The organism is Paracoccus sanguinis, from assembly GCF_900106665.1.
In the GTDB taxonomy this organism is placed as follows: Bacteria; Pseudomonadota; Alphaproteobacteria; order Rhodobacterales; family Rhodobacteraceae; genus Paracoccus; species Paracoccus panacisoli.
Genome location: NZ_FNNA01000001.1, coordinates 811,928 through 826,670, shown reverse-complemented (window position 1 = coordinate 826,670; position 14,743 = coordinate 811,928). Strand labels below are relative to the sequence as shown.

Genomic DNA, 14,743 nt, shown 5'->3' with positions numbered 1-14,743 from the left:
CGGCGGTGCCGGTCACTGGTCCATGTAGACGTGGGTCTCGGCCTTGGCGCCGGGGTGGGTGACGGCGCCCAGCCGCGCCACGCCGACGAGCTGGGCGTATTTCCACAGCGCGCCCGAGGCATAGTCGGTCTTGCGCGGCCCCGCCCAGGCGGCCTTGCGGGAGGCGAGTTCCTCGTCGGTCAGGTCGACCGAGATGGTGCCCTCGATGGCGTTGAGCGTAATGATGTCGCCGTCGCGCACCAGCGCGATCGGCCCGCCATGCGCGGCCTCGGGGCCGACGTGGCCGACGCAGAACCCGCGGGTGGCGCCCGAGAAGCGGCCGTCGGTGATCAGCGCCACCTTCTTGCCCATCCCCTGACCCGAGAGCGCCGCGGTGGTCGCCAGCATCTCGCGCATCCCCGGCCCGCCGGCGGGGCCCTCGTTGCGGATCACGATGACCTCGCCTTCCTTGTAGGTGCGGGCCTGCACGGCCGCGAACGCCTCTTCCTCGCACTCGAAGACGCGGGCGGGGCCGGTGAAGACCTGCTCGGCCTCGCTCATCCCCGCGACCTTCACGATGGCGCCCTCGGGCGCGAGGTTGCCCTTCAGCCCGACGACGCCGCCGGTCCTGGTGATCGGCGTCTCGACGGGGTGGATGACCTTTCCGTCCGGCTCGCCGCGGATCTCGTCCAGCTCCTCGCCCAGCGTCCGGCCCGAGGCGGTCAGGCAGTCGAGGTGCAGAAGCCCCGCCTTGGCCAGCTCCTTCATCACCACCGGGATGCCGCCGACCTCGAACAGGTCCTTGGCGACGTATTCGCCGCCCGGCCGCAGGTTCACGAAATAGGGGGTGTCCTTGAAGATGTCGCATACGTCGAAGAGGTCGAAGTCGATCCCCGCCTCATGCGCGAGCGCCGGCAGGTGCAGACCGCCGTTGGTGGACCCGCCCGTGCAGGCCACGACGCGGGCCGCGTTCTCGAGGCTCTTGCGGGTCACGATGTCGCGGGCGCGGATGTTCTTCTCGATCAGGTTCATGACCGCGAAGCCCGAGGCGTCGCAGAACTGATCGCGGCTCTCGTAGGGCGCGGGCGCGCCGGACGAGTTGATGAGCGCGAGCCCGATCGCCTCGGAGACGCAGGCCATGGTGTTGGCGGTGTACTGCGCCCCGCAGGCGCCCGAGGACGGGCAGGCCACGCGCTCCATGATGTCGAGCTCGGCGTCCGAGATCAGGCCCGCGGCGTGCTTGCCCGCGGCCTCGAACATGTCCTGCACGGTGATGTCGCGGCCCTGATAGCGGCCGGGCAGGATCGACCCGCCGTAGATGAAGACCGACGGCACGTTCAGCCGCACCATCGCCATCATCATCCCGGGCAGCGACTTGTCGCAGCCGGCAAGGCCCACAAGCGCGTCGTAGCAGTGCCCGCGCATGGTCAGTTCCACCGTGTCGGCGATGGCGTCGCGCGAGGCGAGCGACGAGCGCATCCCCTCGTGTCCCATGGCAATGCCGTCGGTCACGGTGATGGTGGTGAACTCGCGCGGCGTGCCGCCGCCGCGCTTGACGCCCATCTTCACGACCTGCGCCTGACGGTTCAGCGCGATGTTGCACGGCGCGGCCTCGTTCCAGCAGGTCGCCACGCCGACCAGCGGCTGGTGGATTTCCTCTTCGGTCACGCCCATCGCGTAGAGATAGCTGCGATGCGCGGCACGCGCCGGCCCTTCGGTCACGTGACGGCTGGGCAGTTTCGACTTGTCGAAGCGCGTGTTCTTCATGGCGTCCCCCTTGGCTGGGGTCCGGAATAGTGCCGGGCCGGGCGGGGGGCAAGGGCGCGGGAGGGGGCAGCGCGGGGCGGAGTGCCCGCCCGCGCGCTCAGACCGCCAGCACTGCGTTCAGCTTGGCCGCGCAGATCAGGTCGTTCTCGGTCAGCCCCCCGGCCTCGTGGGTGGTGAAGGTCACCTCGCAATAGCCCCAGCCGAAGGCGATGTCGGGGTGGTGGCCCTGGCTATTACCCAGCCACGCGGCGAGGTTCGCCATCTCGACCGCCTTGGCAAAGCCCTTGAAGGCGAAGCGGCGGTGGATCGCGCGGGCGTCGTCCGAGAGCGTCCAGCCCTCGATCCCCCCGAGCGCCGCCCGGGCGGCGGCGGCGTCCATGGGCGCCACGCCCCCCTGGCAGGGCACGCAGTCGCGGGCGGCGAGATCGCAGGTCGGGTCAGTCATGCCACCTCCTCCTTCGGGGGGTATGCGGGCGGGTGCAACCCCAGCGCGCGGGCCTGCCGCACGTCGGCCAGCAGGTCGCGGTCGGCGGCGGCAAAAAGATCGTCCAGCCGGTCGATCACGAAGTAAAGCGGCTGGTGGATGTCGATGCGATAGGGCGTCCGCAGGATGTCGATCACGCCGAAGGGCCGGTGCTGGGGCGCGTCCGAGATCGACCACGGCAACTCGGTCACCGACGACGCCAGCCCCGAGCCAAGCGCCTTGAGCCGCCCGTCCTCGCGCGTCAGCCCGAACTCGATCGAGAACCAGTAGAGCCGGATCAGCCAGGCGTAATCCGGCTTCTCGGCCCGCGTCCCGGCCTGCCCGATCGCCTGCGAGAAGGCCGCGAAGGCCGGGTCGGTCAGCAGCGGCGTGTGCCCGAAGATCTCGTGGAAGATGTCGGGTTCCTCGATGTAGTCGAAGTGCTTGCGCTTGCGGATGAAGCTGGCGGCCGGAAAGGTCCGGTCGGCAAGCATCCCGAAGAAGCGGCCGAAGCCGATCAGCGCCGGCACCGGCTCGACCCGCCAGCCGGTCAGATCGCGCAGCCGTTCGCTGACCTCGGGGCATTGCGGAACCCGCGCCGTGGGCAGGTCGAGCTTGGCCAGCCCGTCGAGATAGGGCAGCGCCATGTCACGGCGCACCGCGGGCATCTGGCGGGCGACCAGATCGGCCCAGACCGCGTCCTCCTCGGGCGTGTAGGCGATGAATCCGTCCGCGTCGGGCTGTTTGGCCTCGTATTCGGTCGATTTCGGCATGGTAAGTCCTCCCGTGGTCCAGTTTACCCGAACGCGGCACAAGATCTTGCCGCAGGCGGGGATGTGGTGCAGGGTAGGGAAACGTCATGCCCCATGCGGGCCGTTAAGAGGTATCCCATGCCTGACCTCGACGACACCGACCGCCGGCTGCTGCGGGTGCTTCAGCGCGATGCCACGCTCTCGACGCAGGAGCTGGCCGAGCGCGCCGGGCTCTCGGCCTCGCCCGCGTGGCGGCGGGTGCGGCGGATGACCGAGGACGGCGTCATCGCCGCGCAGGTGGTGCTGGTGCCGCCCCGGGCGCTGGGGCTCTCGGCGCTCGCCTATGTGCAGGTCTCGCTGCTCGACCACCGAGAGGAGACCATCGCCGCCTTCGACCGCTTCGTGCAGGCCGAGGATCAGGTGGTGGAATGCGCGACCATCACCGGGGCGTCGGACTATCTGCTCAAGATCGTGGCCGAGGATGCCGAGGGGCTCGAGCGGTTCCTGATGCGGCGGCTGCTGGCGACCGGGATCATCCGGGCGACGGTGACGAACTTCGTCCTGCGGCAGACGAAATACACCACCGCGCTGCCGGTGTGATCACAGCAGCGGTGTCGCCAGCGCCAGCGCGTTGTTGCGCACCCGCCGCCACATCGGCCAGGCGGCGATGTCCTCGGCCGTCAGCGGCACGGCGCGGGCGAGGTAGCTGGCCTGCCGCGCGTCCAGCTCGGCCGTCAGCACCGGGTCCACGACGGTCAGGTTCATCTCGTAGTTCAGCTCGAAGCTGCGGCGGTCGAGATTGGCCGAGCCGATCATCGCCAGCTGCCCGTCCACGGTCATGATCTTGGCGTGCAGCAGCCCCGGCACGAACTGCCACAGCCGCACCCCGGCCTCGGCCAGCCCGCCGAAGAACCCCTCGCTGGTCGCGCCGACGAAGAGCGAATCGTTGCGCCGGGGCAGGATCATCGTGACCTCGACCCCGCGCAGCGCCGCGGCCCGCAGCGCCGCGTCCACCGCCTGGTCGGGGACGTAGTAGGGGTTCGAGATGGTGATGCTGCGCCGGGCGCTCAGGATCAGCGTCATCATCGCGTCCGACAGCCCCGCGACGTGCCGGTCGGGCCCGGTGGGCAGCACCTGGGCGATCTGGTCCGGGCCGCCGGGGGGCAGCACATGGGTCAGCATCGCGCCGAGGTCGGCGCCGGTCGCGGTCATCCAGTCCTGCAGGAACACCGCCTGCATCTGCCGCACCACCGGGCCGCGGATGCGGGCGAGGATGTCGACCCACGGCGCGAACCGCGGCTTCACCGCAAAGGCCATGTCGGCGCAGTTGCGGCTGCCGGTGAAGCCGAGCGTGTGGTCGATCACCACGATCTTGCGGTGGTTGCGCAGGTCCACGCGGCTGAGCATCGCGCGCACCAGCGACAACCGCACCGGGTCGACGCGGCGGCAGTCGACGCCCGCGGCGCGCATCTCCTCCCACGTGGCCGAGCGGGTGAGCGCGCGCGAGCCGAGCCCGTCCACCATCACCCGCACCGCCACGCCCCGGCGCGCGGCGCGGCAGGCGGCGGCGGCGACCTTGCGGCCCGACACGTCGTCCAGCCAGATGTAGAACAGCATGTGGACGTGGTCGGCGGCCGCGTCGATCGCCTCGACCACCGCGTCGATGGCCGAATCGTCCTCGGGCAGCAGGTGGATGTCGTTGCCCGACACCGGCTCGAACCCGCCCGCCGCACGGTTCATGTCCAAGACCGCGCGGGCCGAGTCGGGGGGCGCCTCGACCGCCTGCGGGCTCGGGGTCCAGAGGCCGGTCAGCCGCTCGCGGATGTCCTCGCGCCGCTGCCGGTCGCGGCCGTTCATGCGGATCTCGCCGAAGAGCAGGTAGCCCGCGATGCCGATCAGCGGCAGCGCCTCGACCACGAGGATCCAGGCGAGGCGGACCGGCGGCTCCATCTGCGGGCGCGTCAGCACCCGCAGGCTGACCGCCACCGCGGCCAGGATATGCGCCCAGAGGATGATCTGTCCCCACATGGCCGCCATAGGGCCGCCCCCGCGCGCCGATTGCAATCGCGGACGGTGCGGCCTATCTCACGCCCCTGACGCAGGGCGCTGTCCGGCCGCGGTTCCGGCCGGGGCGCGCAAGGCCGCCCGAAGGCCGACCCGAGGCCGACCGCAAGGGAACAGCGATGAACTGGATCACCAATTATGTCCGCCCGCGCATCAACAGCCTGTTCTCGCGCCGCGAGGTGCCCGAGAACCTGTGGACCAAGTGCCCGGAATGCGGGACGATGCTGTTTCACCGGGAACTCGCCGACAACCTGAACGTCTGCACCTCGTGCGACCATCACCTGGCGATCACGCCGCGGGCGCGGTTCACCGCGCTCTTCGACGGCGGCGCCTTCGTCGAGGTCAAGGTGCCCGAGCCGCTGGCCGACCCGCTGGGCTTCAAGGACCAGAAGAAATACCCCGAGCGCCTCAAGGCCGCGCAGAAGCAGACCGGCGAGCGCGAGGCGATGCTGGTCGCCGAGGGCGAGGTCGGGCGCACCGCCATCGTCGCGGCGGCGCAGGACTTCAGCTTCATGGGCGGGTCGATGGGGATGTATGTCGGCAATGCCATCCTCGCCGCGGCCGAGCGCGCGGTGGCGCTCAAGCGGCCGCTGGTGCTGTTCTCGGCCGCCGGCGGCGCGCGGATGCAGGAGGGCATCCTGTCGCTGATGCAGATGCCCCGCACCACCGTCGCGGTGCAGATGCTGAAAGAGGCGCGGCTGCCCTATGTCGTCGTCCTGACCCATCCCACCACCGGCGGGGTGACGGCCAGCTACGCCATGCTGGGTGACGTCCAGATCGCCGAGCCGAACGCGCTGATCTGCTTTGCCGGGCCGCGGGTGATCGAGCAGACCATCCGCGAGAAGCTGCCCGAGGGGTTCCAGCGCGCCGAGTATCTGCTCGAGCACGGGATGCTGGACCGGGTGACGCACCGCAAGCACCTGCGGGCCGAGCTGGTGACGATCCTGCGGATGCTGACCCGGCAATCGGCGCCGATCGTGGCCGACCTGCCGGCGCCCGGCGCCATCCCGGTGGCACTGCCCGACGCGCCGGCGGAGCCCTCGGCCGCGTTCCAGCCCGCCGACGCCGCCCCGGTGGCGGCCGAGGCGCCCGGCCCGGTCCCGGCCGCCGCGCGAAAGAACGCCAAGGCGTGAGCGACGCGACGGACGCCATCCTCGCCCGGCTGACGGCGCTGCATCCCAAGGTCATCGACCTGTCGCTCGACCGGCTGACGGCGCTGCTCGCGGACCTCGGGAACCCGCAGGACGCGATCCCGCCGGTGATCCACATCGCCGGGACCAACGGCAAGGGCTCGACGCAGGCCTATCTGCGCGCGGGGCTCGAGGCGGCGGGGCTGCGCGTCCACGCCTATACCTCGCCGCATCTGGCGTATTTCAACGAGCGCATCCGGCTGGCCGGCGACCTGATCGGCGACGCGGCGCTGGCCGCAGTGCTGGCCGAGGTCGAGGCGGTGAACGCCGGCCGCCCCATCACCTTCTTCGAGATCACCACCGCGGCGGCGTTCCTCGCCTTCGCCCGGACGCCGGCCGACGTGACGCTGCTCGAGGTGGGCCTCGGCGGGCGTCTGGACGCGACGAACGTGGTCGGCGCGCCGCGGCTGACGGTCATCACCCCCGTCTCGATCGACCACACCCAGTATCTGGGCGAGACGCTGGCCGAGATTGCCGGCGAAAAGGCCGGCATCCTCAAGCGCGGCGTGCCCTGTGTCGTGGCCCGCCAGCAGGACGAGGCGCTGGCAGTGATCGAGGCGCGCGCTGCGCGGCTCGGCTGTCCGCTGGCGGTCGCAGGGCAGCACTGGACCGCCGCGCGCGAAGGCGACGCGCTGGTCTATCAGGATGAGCGCGGGCTCTTGGACCTGCCGCTGCCGGCCCTGCCGGGGCCGTTCCAGATCGACAACGCCGGCACCGCCATCGCCGCCCTGCGCGAACTGGGCTACGGGCAGGCCGAGGCGGCGGCGGCGATGACGCGGGTCGAATGGCCCGCCCGGATGCAGCGCCTGACCCGCGGCCCGCTGGTCGAGGCCGCGCAGGCGGGCGGCTGCGAGCTGTGGCTCGACGGCGGCCACAACCCGGCGGGCGGGGCGGCGGTGGCCGCGACGCTGGCGGCGATGCCACCGCGGCCCACGCATCTGATCTGCGGGATGCTGAACACCAAGGACGTGGCGGGCTACATGGCGCCGCTGGCCGCCGTGGCCGAAAGCCTGACCGCGGTGGCCATTCCGGGCGAGGCCAACACGCTGCCGGCCGAGACGACCGCCGCCGCCGCCCGCGCCGCCGGGCTGCCGGCCGGCACCGCCGCGGATGCGGGCGCGGCGGTGGGTGCGCTCGCCGCCGCCCACCCCGGCGCGCGGCTGCTGATCTGCGGCTCGCTGTACCTCGCCGGACGGGTGCTGCGCGAGAACGGCTGATCGGTCCGTTGCGGCGCGGATTTCCGTGTTATATCGGGCGCCTGCATACCCCCGTCAGCCATTTCGAAAAGCGATTCGCGTGACCCTCGCCCGCCCCTATCTCGACCAGCTCTTCGAGGTGATCGACGACGGTTATTGCCTGTGCGAGATGCTGCGCGGGCCGGACGGCGCGCCGCTCGACTATCGCTTCCTCGAGACCAATCCGCTGTTCGAGACGATGACCGGGCTGGTCGGCGCCGAGGGCCGCACGGCGCGCGAGATGGTCCCCGGGCTCGAGCAGGAGTGGTTCGAGCGCTACGACCAAGTCGCCCGCGGCACCTCGATCCGGTTCCAGAGCCGGTCAGAGGTGATGGGCCGCGACTTCGACGTCTTTGCCACGCCGGTGAAGCCCGACGGCTGCTTCGCCCTTGTCTTCCGCGACGTCACCGAGCGGCTGAGGATCGAGCGGGAGCGCGAGGAGGCGCGGCAGAAGGCCGAGAACCTGCTCGCCGAGCTGAACCACCGGGTGATGAACACGCTGGCCATGATCACCTCGATCGTGCGGATGGAGGCGCGGCGGCTGGACGAGCCCGCGGGCCAGCGCGCGCTGGCGGGGATCGTGACGCGGCTGGCGGCGGTGACGGCGCTCTACCGGGCGCTCAACCGCGCCGCGGACGTGTCCGAGGTCGCCGCCGAGCGCTACCTGCCCGAGGTCGTCAACTCGGTCGCCCATTTGGTCGCGGACGCGACGCAGATCGAGGTGCGCTGCGACATCGCCGCCGAGTGCCTGCCCACCGCGCGCGCCGCGCCGCTGGGGCTGCTGCTCAACGAGGTGATGACCAACGCGCTGAAATACGCCTTTCCGGCCGGGCGGCGTGGCACCATCCGGGTGGTGCTGCGGCGGGTGGACCCCGAGCGGGTCGAGCTGTCGGTCACCGATGACGGCATCGGCACCGCCGCGACCCATGACCCCGCGCGCGAGCCGGGGATCGGCACCGGGCTGATCGAGGCCTTCGTCCAGCAGATCGACGGCCGGCTGGGCGTCGAGAGCTCGGATCGCGGGACGCGGGTGGCGATCGTCTTTCCGCTGCGCGAACGCGAGCGCGAGCCCTCGGGCGACGACGCCTGAGCGGGGCAGGGGCCTTGCCGCGGCTCAGCCCGCGGCGCGGTTCCGGCCCCAGGCGGCGTCGCGCATCTCGCGCAGGCGCGAGGCCGTGCGCTCGAACTCGAAGCTGCCGGTGCCCTCGATGTAGAGCCGTTCGGGCTCGTCGGCGGCGCTGGCGATCAGCCGCACCCGCGCCTCGTAGAGCGCATCGACCAGCGTGACGAAGCGCTTGGCCGCGTCGTAGTTCTGCGAGCCGAGCCGGGGGATGGCGTCGAGGATCAGCACCTCGAACCGCTCGGCGAGGGCGAGGTAGTCGGCCGGGCCGAGCGCCTTGCCGCAGAGATCCCAGAACCCCGCCCGCGCGACCTTGCCCGCGGCGGCCGGGATCGGCACCGTGCGGCCGCCCACGGGCAGGTCATAGGGCAGGGGCGCCGCGCCGTCGGTCAGCGCGTCCCATGCCGCGTCCAGCGCCTCACGCGCCACGCTTTCGGCGGGCGAGAACCACACCTGCCCGCCCTGCGTCCGGTCCTGCCGGTGGTCGGTGTCGCTGTCGAGCCGCACCACCTGCATCCGCTCGCGGATGAGCGCGATGAAGGGCAGGAACAGCGCCCGGTTCAGCCCGTGCTTGTAGAGGTCCTCGGGCACCCGGTTCGAGGTCGTGACGACGACCACGCCGCGGTCGAACAGCACCTGGAACAGCCGCCCGACGATCATCGCATCGGCGATGTCGGTGATCTGCATCTCGTCGAAGCAGAAGAGCCTCGTCTTGTCGGCGATGGCGTCCGCGACGGGGCGCACCGCATCGGCGTCGCCCCGCGCGCGGGCAGCGTTGAGGCCCGCGTGGACCTCTTGCATGAAGGCGTGGAAATGCACCCGGCGCTTGGCCTCGGTGGGGGCGGTCTCCATCACCAGGTCCATCAGCATGGACTTGCCGCGCCCGACGCCGCCCCAGAGATAGAGCCCGCGCGGCGCCGGCCCCTGCGGCGGGGCCGAGGCGGCCGCCCCGAACAGCCGGCCGAGCAGCCCGCCCGGCTTGCCCGGCGCCGGCTGGCGGGCGAGCGCGGCCACCAGCCGGTCGAGCACCGGCAGGACGGCGCGCTGCGCCGGGTCGCCGCTGAGCGCGCCGGCGGCGACGCGGGCCTCGTAGGCGGCGGTGACGGGGTGGGACACGGGATCGGCCATGCGTCGGAGGTGCCAAATCCGCGCCCGCGGGGCAAGGGGCGGCGCGGGACGTGCGCTGCCGCAGGCGGGGGCTTCGCGCCCCCGCACCCCCGCGGGATATTTTTGCAAGGAAGAATGGGGAGGTTCGTGGGGGAGGGACCGGTGGCGTTCAGGGGATGTTAACCGGCGCCGTGGCAGGGTCCGGGCATGGCCCCGACTCACCTCCCGTGCGCGCCCTTCGGCCCCGTCAGTCCGCCGCCCGGCGGGCGAGGCGGTCGAGCACGGCCTGCTTCTCGGCCTCGGTCATCCGCGACCAGCGGCCGATCTCGTCCAGTGTCCGTCCGCAGCCGAGGCACAGGCGACGGTCGCGTTCCAGCGTGCAGATGTTGCGGCAGGGGCTGGCGACGCTCATCCGAGATACCGCAGCCGGTCGAGCGCCCCCTGCAGGATATACCCCGCCGCCACCTGGTCGATCACCTCGGCGCGGCGCCTGCGCGAGGTGTCGCCCTCGATCAGCGCGCGCTCGGCCGCGACGGTGGACAGCCGCTCGTCCCAGAAGCCGATCGGCAGCGGCGTCAGCCGCTCGAGGTTGCGGGCGAAGGCGCGGGTGGACTGGGCGCGCGGCCCCTCGCTGCCGTCCATGTTCAGCGGCAGCCCCAGCACCAGCCCGGCCAGGCCGCGCTCGGCCGCCAGCGCCAGCACGGCGGCGGCATCCTGGGTGAACTTCACCCGCCGGATCACCGTCAGCGGCGAGGCGACCTGCCGCAGCCCGTCCGACACCGCCACCCCGATGGTCTTCGTCCCGAGGTCGAGCCCGGCGAGCGCCCCGGCCCGCGGCAATGCCGCGGCAAAGGCGGTCATGTCGGGGCAGATCATTTCAGCCCGACGCTGTCGGCCGCGGCGGTGACGGTGGCGAGCGCCTCGGGCTGGGCCGCGAAGCGGGCCTTGGCCTCGGCCAGGATCTCGCGCGCGTGGTCGGTGTTGCCGAGCCGCACGAGCGAGGTGATCAGGCGGCTCCATTCCTCGGGCGTGCCGCCTTCTTCCGAGAGCCGCGTCTCGAGCCGCTGGACCATGCCGGCGATCATCTGCTGCTGTTCTTCGGGCGTCATGTCCCCCGCCGCGGCCACGGCGGCGGCATCAGGCCCGGGCATCATCGGCGCCCCCGCCGGCGCGTCGCCCGGCATCCGGTAGTCGGGATGCCCGGCGAGCCACGCCAGATCCGGCATGAGCTGGCGGATCGGCGCCATCCACGGCCCGTCCTCGCGCCCGCTTTCGAGCAGGTCGCGCCAGATCGGGAAGGCGAGGTCGGGCCGGTCCACCTGTGCCAGCATCAGCCCGCGCAGATAGAGCGCCTGCCCGTTCTGCGGGTCGCGCTTCAGTGCCTCGTCAAGCGCCGTTTCCGCCTCGCGCGAGACGGCGCCGCCGGCGGCCTCGATCATCAGCCCGGCGAGGCGGGCGTAGTCGAGCGCGTCGGCGTCGCTGCCCTTGGCTTTGATGAGCCCCGCCTGCGCCTCGCGCGCGGCGGTGAAATTGCCCAGCCGTGCCTCGTGCTCGGCCAGCAGGGCGAGGCCCTGCGGGTCGCCCGGGCGGCTTGCCACGGCGGTGCGCAGCTGCTCGACCAGCTTGACGTAGTCGGCATCGGCCTGGGTCGGCGGCGTCGGGGTGGCGGGGCGGGCCGCGGCGGCGGCGGTTTCGGCCTCGGCCTGCGTCGGGCGGGCGGCGATGCGCGCGTCGGCGGCGGCGATCCGGGCCTTGAGCGGCAGGTCGGGCATCGTCGGGCTGCCGAACGTCCAGTAGACCGCGCCGCTGGCCGCGATCAGCGCGACCAGCACGAGCGCCGCCGCCAGCGGCCGCGGGGCGACCCCCCGGGGCGCGGTCTGCCGCGCCAGCGCCCTGTCGGCCTCGAGCACCTTGCGCCCGATCTCGACCCGCAGGCGCTCGGCGTCGGCCTCGGACAGCACCTTGCGGGCCACGTCGCGGTCCACCTCGCGCAGCTGGTCGCGGTAGACGCGGAGGTCATAGGCGGCAGGCGGCTCGACCGTGGTGGCGCCGCGGCCCAGGAAGGGGCGCAGCATCGCCACCGCCACCAGCACCACCATCGCCGCCGCCATCACCCAGAACATCGCCGCCTCATCCCTTTGGTCGCAAGGGTGATAGGCGGTTTCGCCGCCAACCGAAAGCGCAGCCATGCCGCAGGGGCGCGCGGCTCACGCCGACGTGCGGGGGCGATGGGCGCGCCCCTGCGGCCGGGCGCAGGGGCCCGGGGCGGGCGCCCCAGTGCGCTGCCGCGCGCGCGGGCGGGGTGGCGAGCCACCCAGCGGTCGCCCGCAGCCGCTGTTCGCGCCCCCGCGCGCCCCGCGATGCAAGGCGCTCGGGCGTCGGTTCAGCCGGCCCCCGCGCACACCCTATGGCGATCCGGGCGCACCACCGCCTTACGCACGAGGGCCTGACGCCGCGGGCGACAGCGTGCCCGGACCCGCCCCCACGGTTCCGAGCCGGCGCAGCCTCCGCCGACGGACGCCGTGCCGGCCCCCACGCGACGCCGCCCACCTCGGGCTGGACACAAATATCCCCGCCGGAGGCATCCCACAGTGCCACCCGCGATGCCCTGGGGCAGGGCGCCGCGCCCAAACGCTGCCGGCCCGACGAGCACCGCAGCCCACGGCCGCCGCCGGGCGCCAACCTCACACGGCCGGGGCCACCAGCGCCTCGGCGCGCCGTATTCCAAACTCCGCCAAGCCAGACGCCCGGGCTCACGCCACCGGCGGCACCAGCACCACCGGCACGCCGGCCCGGGCGCTCACCGCCTGCGCGACAGAGCCGAGCACCCGGTCGATGGCGCGTTCGCGGCGCTCACCCATGACGATGGCCGACGCGCCCAGCCGCTCCGCCGCGGCGAGGATCTGTTCGTCGGCGTCGCCATAGGCCACGTGCGTCTCGACCGGGCCGCCGACGACGCCCTGGGCCCAGGCGTCGGCGCGGTTGGCGGCCTCTTGCATCAGGCTCTGGCGCAGCTCGGCGTAGGCGGGGCCGTGGGCGGCGTGGCGCATCCCCTCGACCACGAGGATCAGCGCCAGACCCGCGCCGCGGGCGGCGGCCTCGGCCTGGGCTGCGGCGAGGATATGGGCCTGCGCCTCGATGTCCGAGGGGTCGAGCGCGACGAGGACGGGGGCGGTCATGGCGAATCCTTTCTGAGCCTCGGGGCTGAGCGGACCACAGATGGCGGCCGCCCCGCAAGCTGATGCCCCCTGCGCGGCGCGGGCGCAATGTCGCAACGGTTCCATTGCCCCGTCGCAAAGCGCCTTGCCGCCCGGCCCCGCCCGGCCCCAGTCTGGGCGCCAAGTCCCGATTTGCAGCACAGGCTTTGCCGATGGCCGACGCCCGCCCCCCGCTTTCGCCCGCCGCCCCCGCACGTTCGGGGCGCTATTCGGTCTTTGCCATCGCCCGGCAGGCGATGGGGCTGCACCAGGGGTGGGGCCGGGCCTGGGCCTCGCCTGCGCCGCGCAAGCGCTACAAGGTGGTCATCGTCGGCGCCGGCGGGCACGGGCTCGCCACCGCCTATTACCTCGGCAAGAACCACGGCATCACCGATGTCGCGGTGATCGAGAAGGGCTGGCTCGGCGGCGGCAACACCGGCCGCAACACCACGATCATCCGCTCGAACTACCTGCAGGACCCGTCGGCGGCGATCTATGACAAGGCGCTGAAGCTCTACGAGACGCTGAGCCAGGACCTGAACTACAACGTCATGTTCAGCCCGCGCGGGCTGATCATGCTGGCGCAGACCGAGCACGAGGTGCGCGGCTACCGCCGGACGGTGAACGCCAACCACCTGCAGGGCGTGGCGACGCGCTGGATCGACCCGGCCGAGCTCAAGCGGCTGGTGCCGATCATCGAGATCGGCGGCCCGCGCTACCCGGTGCTGGGCGGGCTCTACCAGGAACGCGGCGGCACCGCGCGCCACGACGCGGTCGCCTGGGGCTATGCCCGGGCCTGCAGCGACATGGGGATGCACATCATCCAGAACTGCGCCGTGACCGGCGTGGACACCGCCGGCGGCCGGGTCCGCGCGGTCGAGACGGCCAAGGGGCGGATCGAGTGCGACAGCCTCGCCATGGTGGTCGCGGGCCATTCCTCGGTGCTGGCTGGCATGGCCGGGTTCCGCCTGCCGATCGAATCGATCGCGCTGCAGGCGCTGGTCAGCGAGCCGATCAAGCCCTGCCTCGACGTGGTGGTGATGGCCAACACGGTCCACGGCTATCTGTCGCAGTCCGACAAGGGCGAGATGGTGATCGGCGGCGGCACGGACGGGTTCGTGAACTACACCCAGCGCGGCTCGTGGCACCATGTCGAGGAGACCGTGCGGGCGCTGATCGAGACCTTCCCGATGCTCTCCCGCCTCAAGATGCTGCGGCAGTGGGGCGGGATCGTGGACATGACCGGCGACCGCTCGCCGATCCTGTCGCGCACCCCGGTCGAGGGAATCTACGTCAACTGCGGCTGGGGCACCGGCGGGTTCAAGGCGATCCCCGGCTCGGGCTGGGCGATGGCCGAGCTGGTGGCGAAGGGGACGCCGGGGCCGCTGGCCGCGCCCTTCGGGCTGGAACGCTTCGCCGAGGGGCGGTTCATCGACGAGAGCGTGGCGGCGGGGGTGGCGCATTGATGCCGCTTGCAAAATCCACGGACTGGCGGCATCCGGCTGGCATATTCACCAGCACGGAGGGCCTGACATGGCCACCAACAACGAATCGAACTCGGGCCTGTGGTTCCTCATCGGCGCCGTCATCGTCGCGGTCGCGGCGATCGTGTGGTACCTCAACGCCGGCGGCGCCCCGGCCGGCGGCACCAACGTCACCGTCGAGGCCCCCGCAGCCACCGCGCCTGCGGCCCCGGCTGCCCCGGCCGCCCCGGCTGGCGGCACCGCCGAGACCACCAGATCGACCACCACGACCACCACGACCGCTCCGGCGACCAACTGAGCCTCCCCCGGCCCTCGCGCTGCGGCGCGGGGGCCGGACGCCGCGCCCAGCGGCCTGCGCCGGCGGTTGGCCGCGGCTGACCGAAGT

The 14,743-nt window shown here is 72.5% G+C and carries 15 protein-coding genes; 6 read left to right on the top strand and 9 right to left on the bottom strand.

From position 1 onward, the window contains the following. Positions 1-12 precede the first annotated feature (12 nt). The 3 genes from ilvD to phhA form a co-directional block, all read right to left on the bottom strand. On the bottom strand, positions 13-1,746 hold the full coding sequence (gene ilvD / locus BLW17_RS04090; RefSeq protein WP_036735567.1) for a dihydroxy-acid dehydratase: 1,734 nt from the start codon (positions 1,744-1,746) through the stop codon (positions 13-15). A gap of 97 nt (positions 1,747-1,843) precedes the next feature. Beyond that, complete coding sequence (locus BLW17_RS04085; RefSeq protein WP_036735539.1) at positions 1,844-2,191, bottom strand: 4a-hydroxytetrahydrobiopterin dehydratase; 348 nt, start codon at positions 2,189-2,191, stop codon at positions 1,844-1,846. Beyond that, positions 2,188-2,982 (bottom strand): phenylalanine 4-monooxygenase, encoded by a 795-nt coding sequence (gene phhA, locus BLW17_RS04080; RefSeq protein ID WP_036735536.1) that lies wholly within the window; start codon positions 2,980-2,982, stop codon positions 2,188-2,190. The genes BLW17_RS04085 and phhA overlap by 4 nt, the downstream gene beginning before the upstream one ends. Positions 2,983-3,099: 117 nt before the next feature. Between phhA and BLW17_RS04075 the strand changes: the two genes are divergently transcribed. After that, a complete protein-coding gene (locus tag BLW17_RS04075; protein ID WP_036735534.1) occupies positions 3,100-3,561 on the top strand; it encodes an Lrp/AsnC family transcriptional regulator in 462 nt (153 codons plus the stop codon). Here BLW17_RS04075 and cls read toward each other — a convergent pair whose 3' ends face one another. After that, positions 3,562-4,989: a cardiolipin synthase gene (cls, locus tag BLW17_RS04070; protein WP_036735545.1), complete on the bottom strand. Its 1,428-nt coding sequence runs from the start codon at positions 4,987-4,989 to the stop codon at positions 3,562-3,564. A 155-nt stretch (positions 4,990-5,144) separates the two neighbouring features. On the opposite strand from cls, the gene accD reads away from it, so the two are divergent. The 3 genes from accD to BLW17_RS04055 all read left to right on the top strand — a co-directional run bounded on the left by accD (position 5,145) and on the right by BLW17_RS04055 (position 8,540). After that, complete coding sequence (accD, locus tag BLW17_RS04065) at positions 5,145-6,158, top strand: acetyl-CoA carboxylase, carboxyltransferase subunit beta (protein ID WP_036735532.1); 1,014 nt, start codon at positions 5,145-5,147, stop codon at positions 6,156-6,158. Continuing rightward, positions 6,155-7,432, top strand: coding sequence for a bifunctional folylpolyglutamate synthase/dihydrofolate synthase (locus BLW17_RS04060; protein ID WP_036735528.1), 1,278 nt, complete (start codon positions 6,155-6,157; stop codon positions 7,430-7,432). The genes accD and BLW17_RS04060 overlap by 4 nt, the downstream gene beginning before the upstream one ends. Positions 7,433-7,511: 79 nt before the next feature. Then, positions 7,512-8,540: a sensor histidine kinase gene (locus tag BLW17_RS04055; RefSeq protein WP_052176554.1), complete on the top strand. Its 1,029-nt coding sequence runs from the start codon at positions 7,512-7,514 to the stop codon at positions 8,538-8,540. A 24-nt stretch (positions 8,541-8,564) separates the two neighbouring features. Here BLW17_RS04055 and zapE read toward each other — a convergent pair whose 3' ends face one another. The 5 genes from zapE to BLW17_RS04030 form a co-directional block, all read right to left on the bottom strand. Beyond that, the gene (gene zapE / locus BLW17_RS04050; RefSeq protein WP_036735527.1) at positions 8,565-9,698 is read right to left on the bottom strand and encodes a cell division protein ZapE; all 1,134 of its coding nucleotides are present in this window, start codon (positions 9,696-9,698) and stop codon (positions 8,565-8,567) included. Between the two features lie 226 nt (positions 9,699-9,924). Continuing rightward, complete coding sequence (locus tag BLW17_RS04045; protein WP_074826091.1) at positions 9,925-10,089, bottom strand: DUF1289 domain-containing protein; 165 nt, start codon at positions 10,087-10,089, stop codon at positions 9,925-9,927. Further along, entirely contained in the window at positions 10,086-10,553 is a 468-nt protein-coding gene (ruvX, locus tag BLW17_RS04040) for a Holliday junction resolvase RuvX (protein WP_036704438.1), read from the bottom strand. The genes BLW17_RS04045 and ruvX overlap by 4 nt, the downstream gene beginning before the upstream one ends. Beyond that, the gene (gene ccmI / locus BLW17_RS04035) at positions 10,550-11,800 is read right to left on the bottom strand and encodes a c-type cytochrome biogenesis protein CcmI (protein WP_036735525.1); all 1,251 of its coding nucleotides are present in this window, start codon (positions 11,798-11,800) and stop codon (positions 10,550-10,552) included. The genes ruvX and ccmI overlap by 4 nt, the downstream gene beginning before the upstream one ends. 630 nt (positions 11,801-12,430) lie before the next feature. Continuing rightward, positions 12,431-12,856, bottom strand: a complete 426-nt coding sequence (locus BLW17_RS04030; protein ID WP_036735523.1) for a universal stress protein — start codon at positions 12,854-12,856, stop codon at positions 12,431-12,433. A gap of 191 nt (positions 12,857-13,047) precedes the next feature. Between BLW17_RS04030 and BLW17_RS04025 the strand changes: the two genes are divergently transcribed. Both BLW17_RS04025 and BLW17_RS04020 read left to right on the top strand, forming a co-directional pair. Then, entirely contained in the window at positions 13,048-14,340 is a 1,293-nt protein-coding gene (locus BLW17_RS04025; RefSeq protein WP_074826088.1) for a sarcosine oxidase subunit beta family protein, read from the top strand. A gap of 67 nt (positions 14,341-14,407) precedes the next feature. Continuing rightward, positions 14,408-14,656 (top strand): hypothetical protein, encoded by a 249-nt coding sequence (locus BLW17_RS04020; RefSeq protein WP_036732658.1) that lies wholly within the window; start codon positions 14,408-14,410, stop codon positions 14,654-14,656. Positions 14,657-14,743 lie beyond the last annotated feature (87 nt).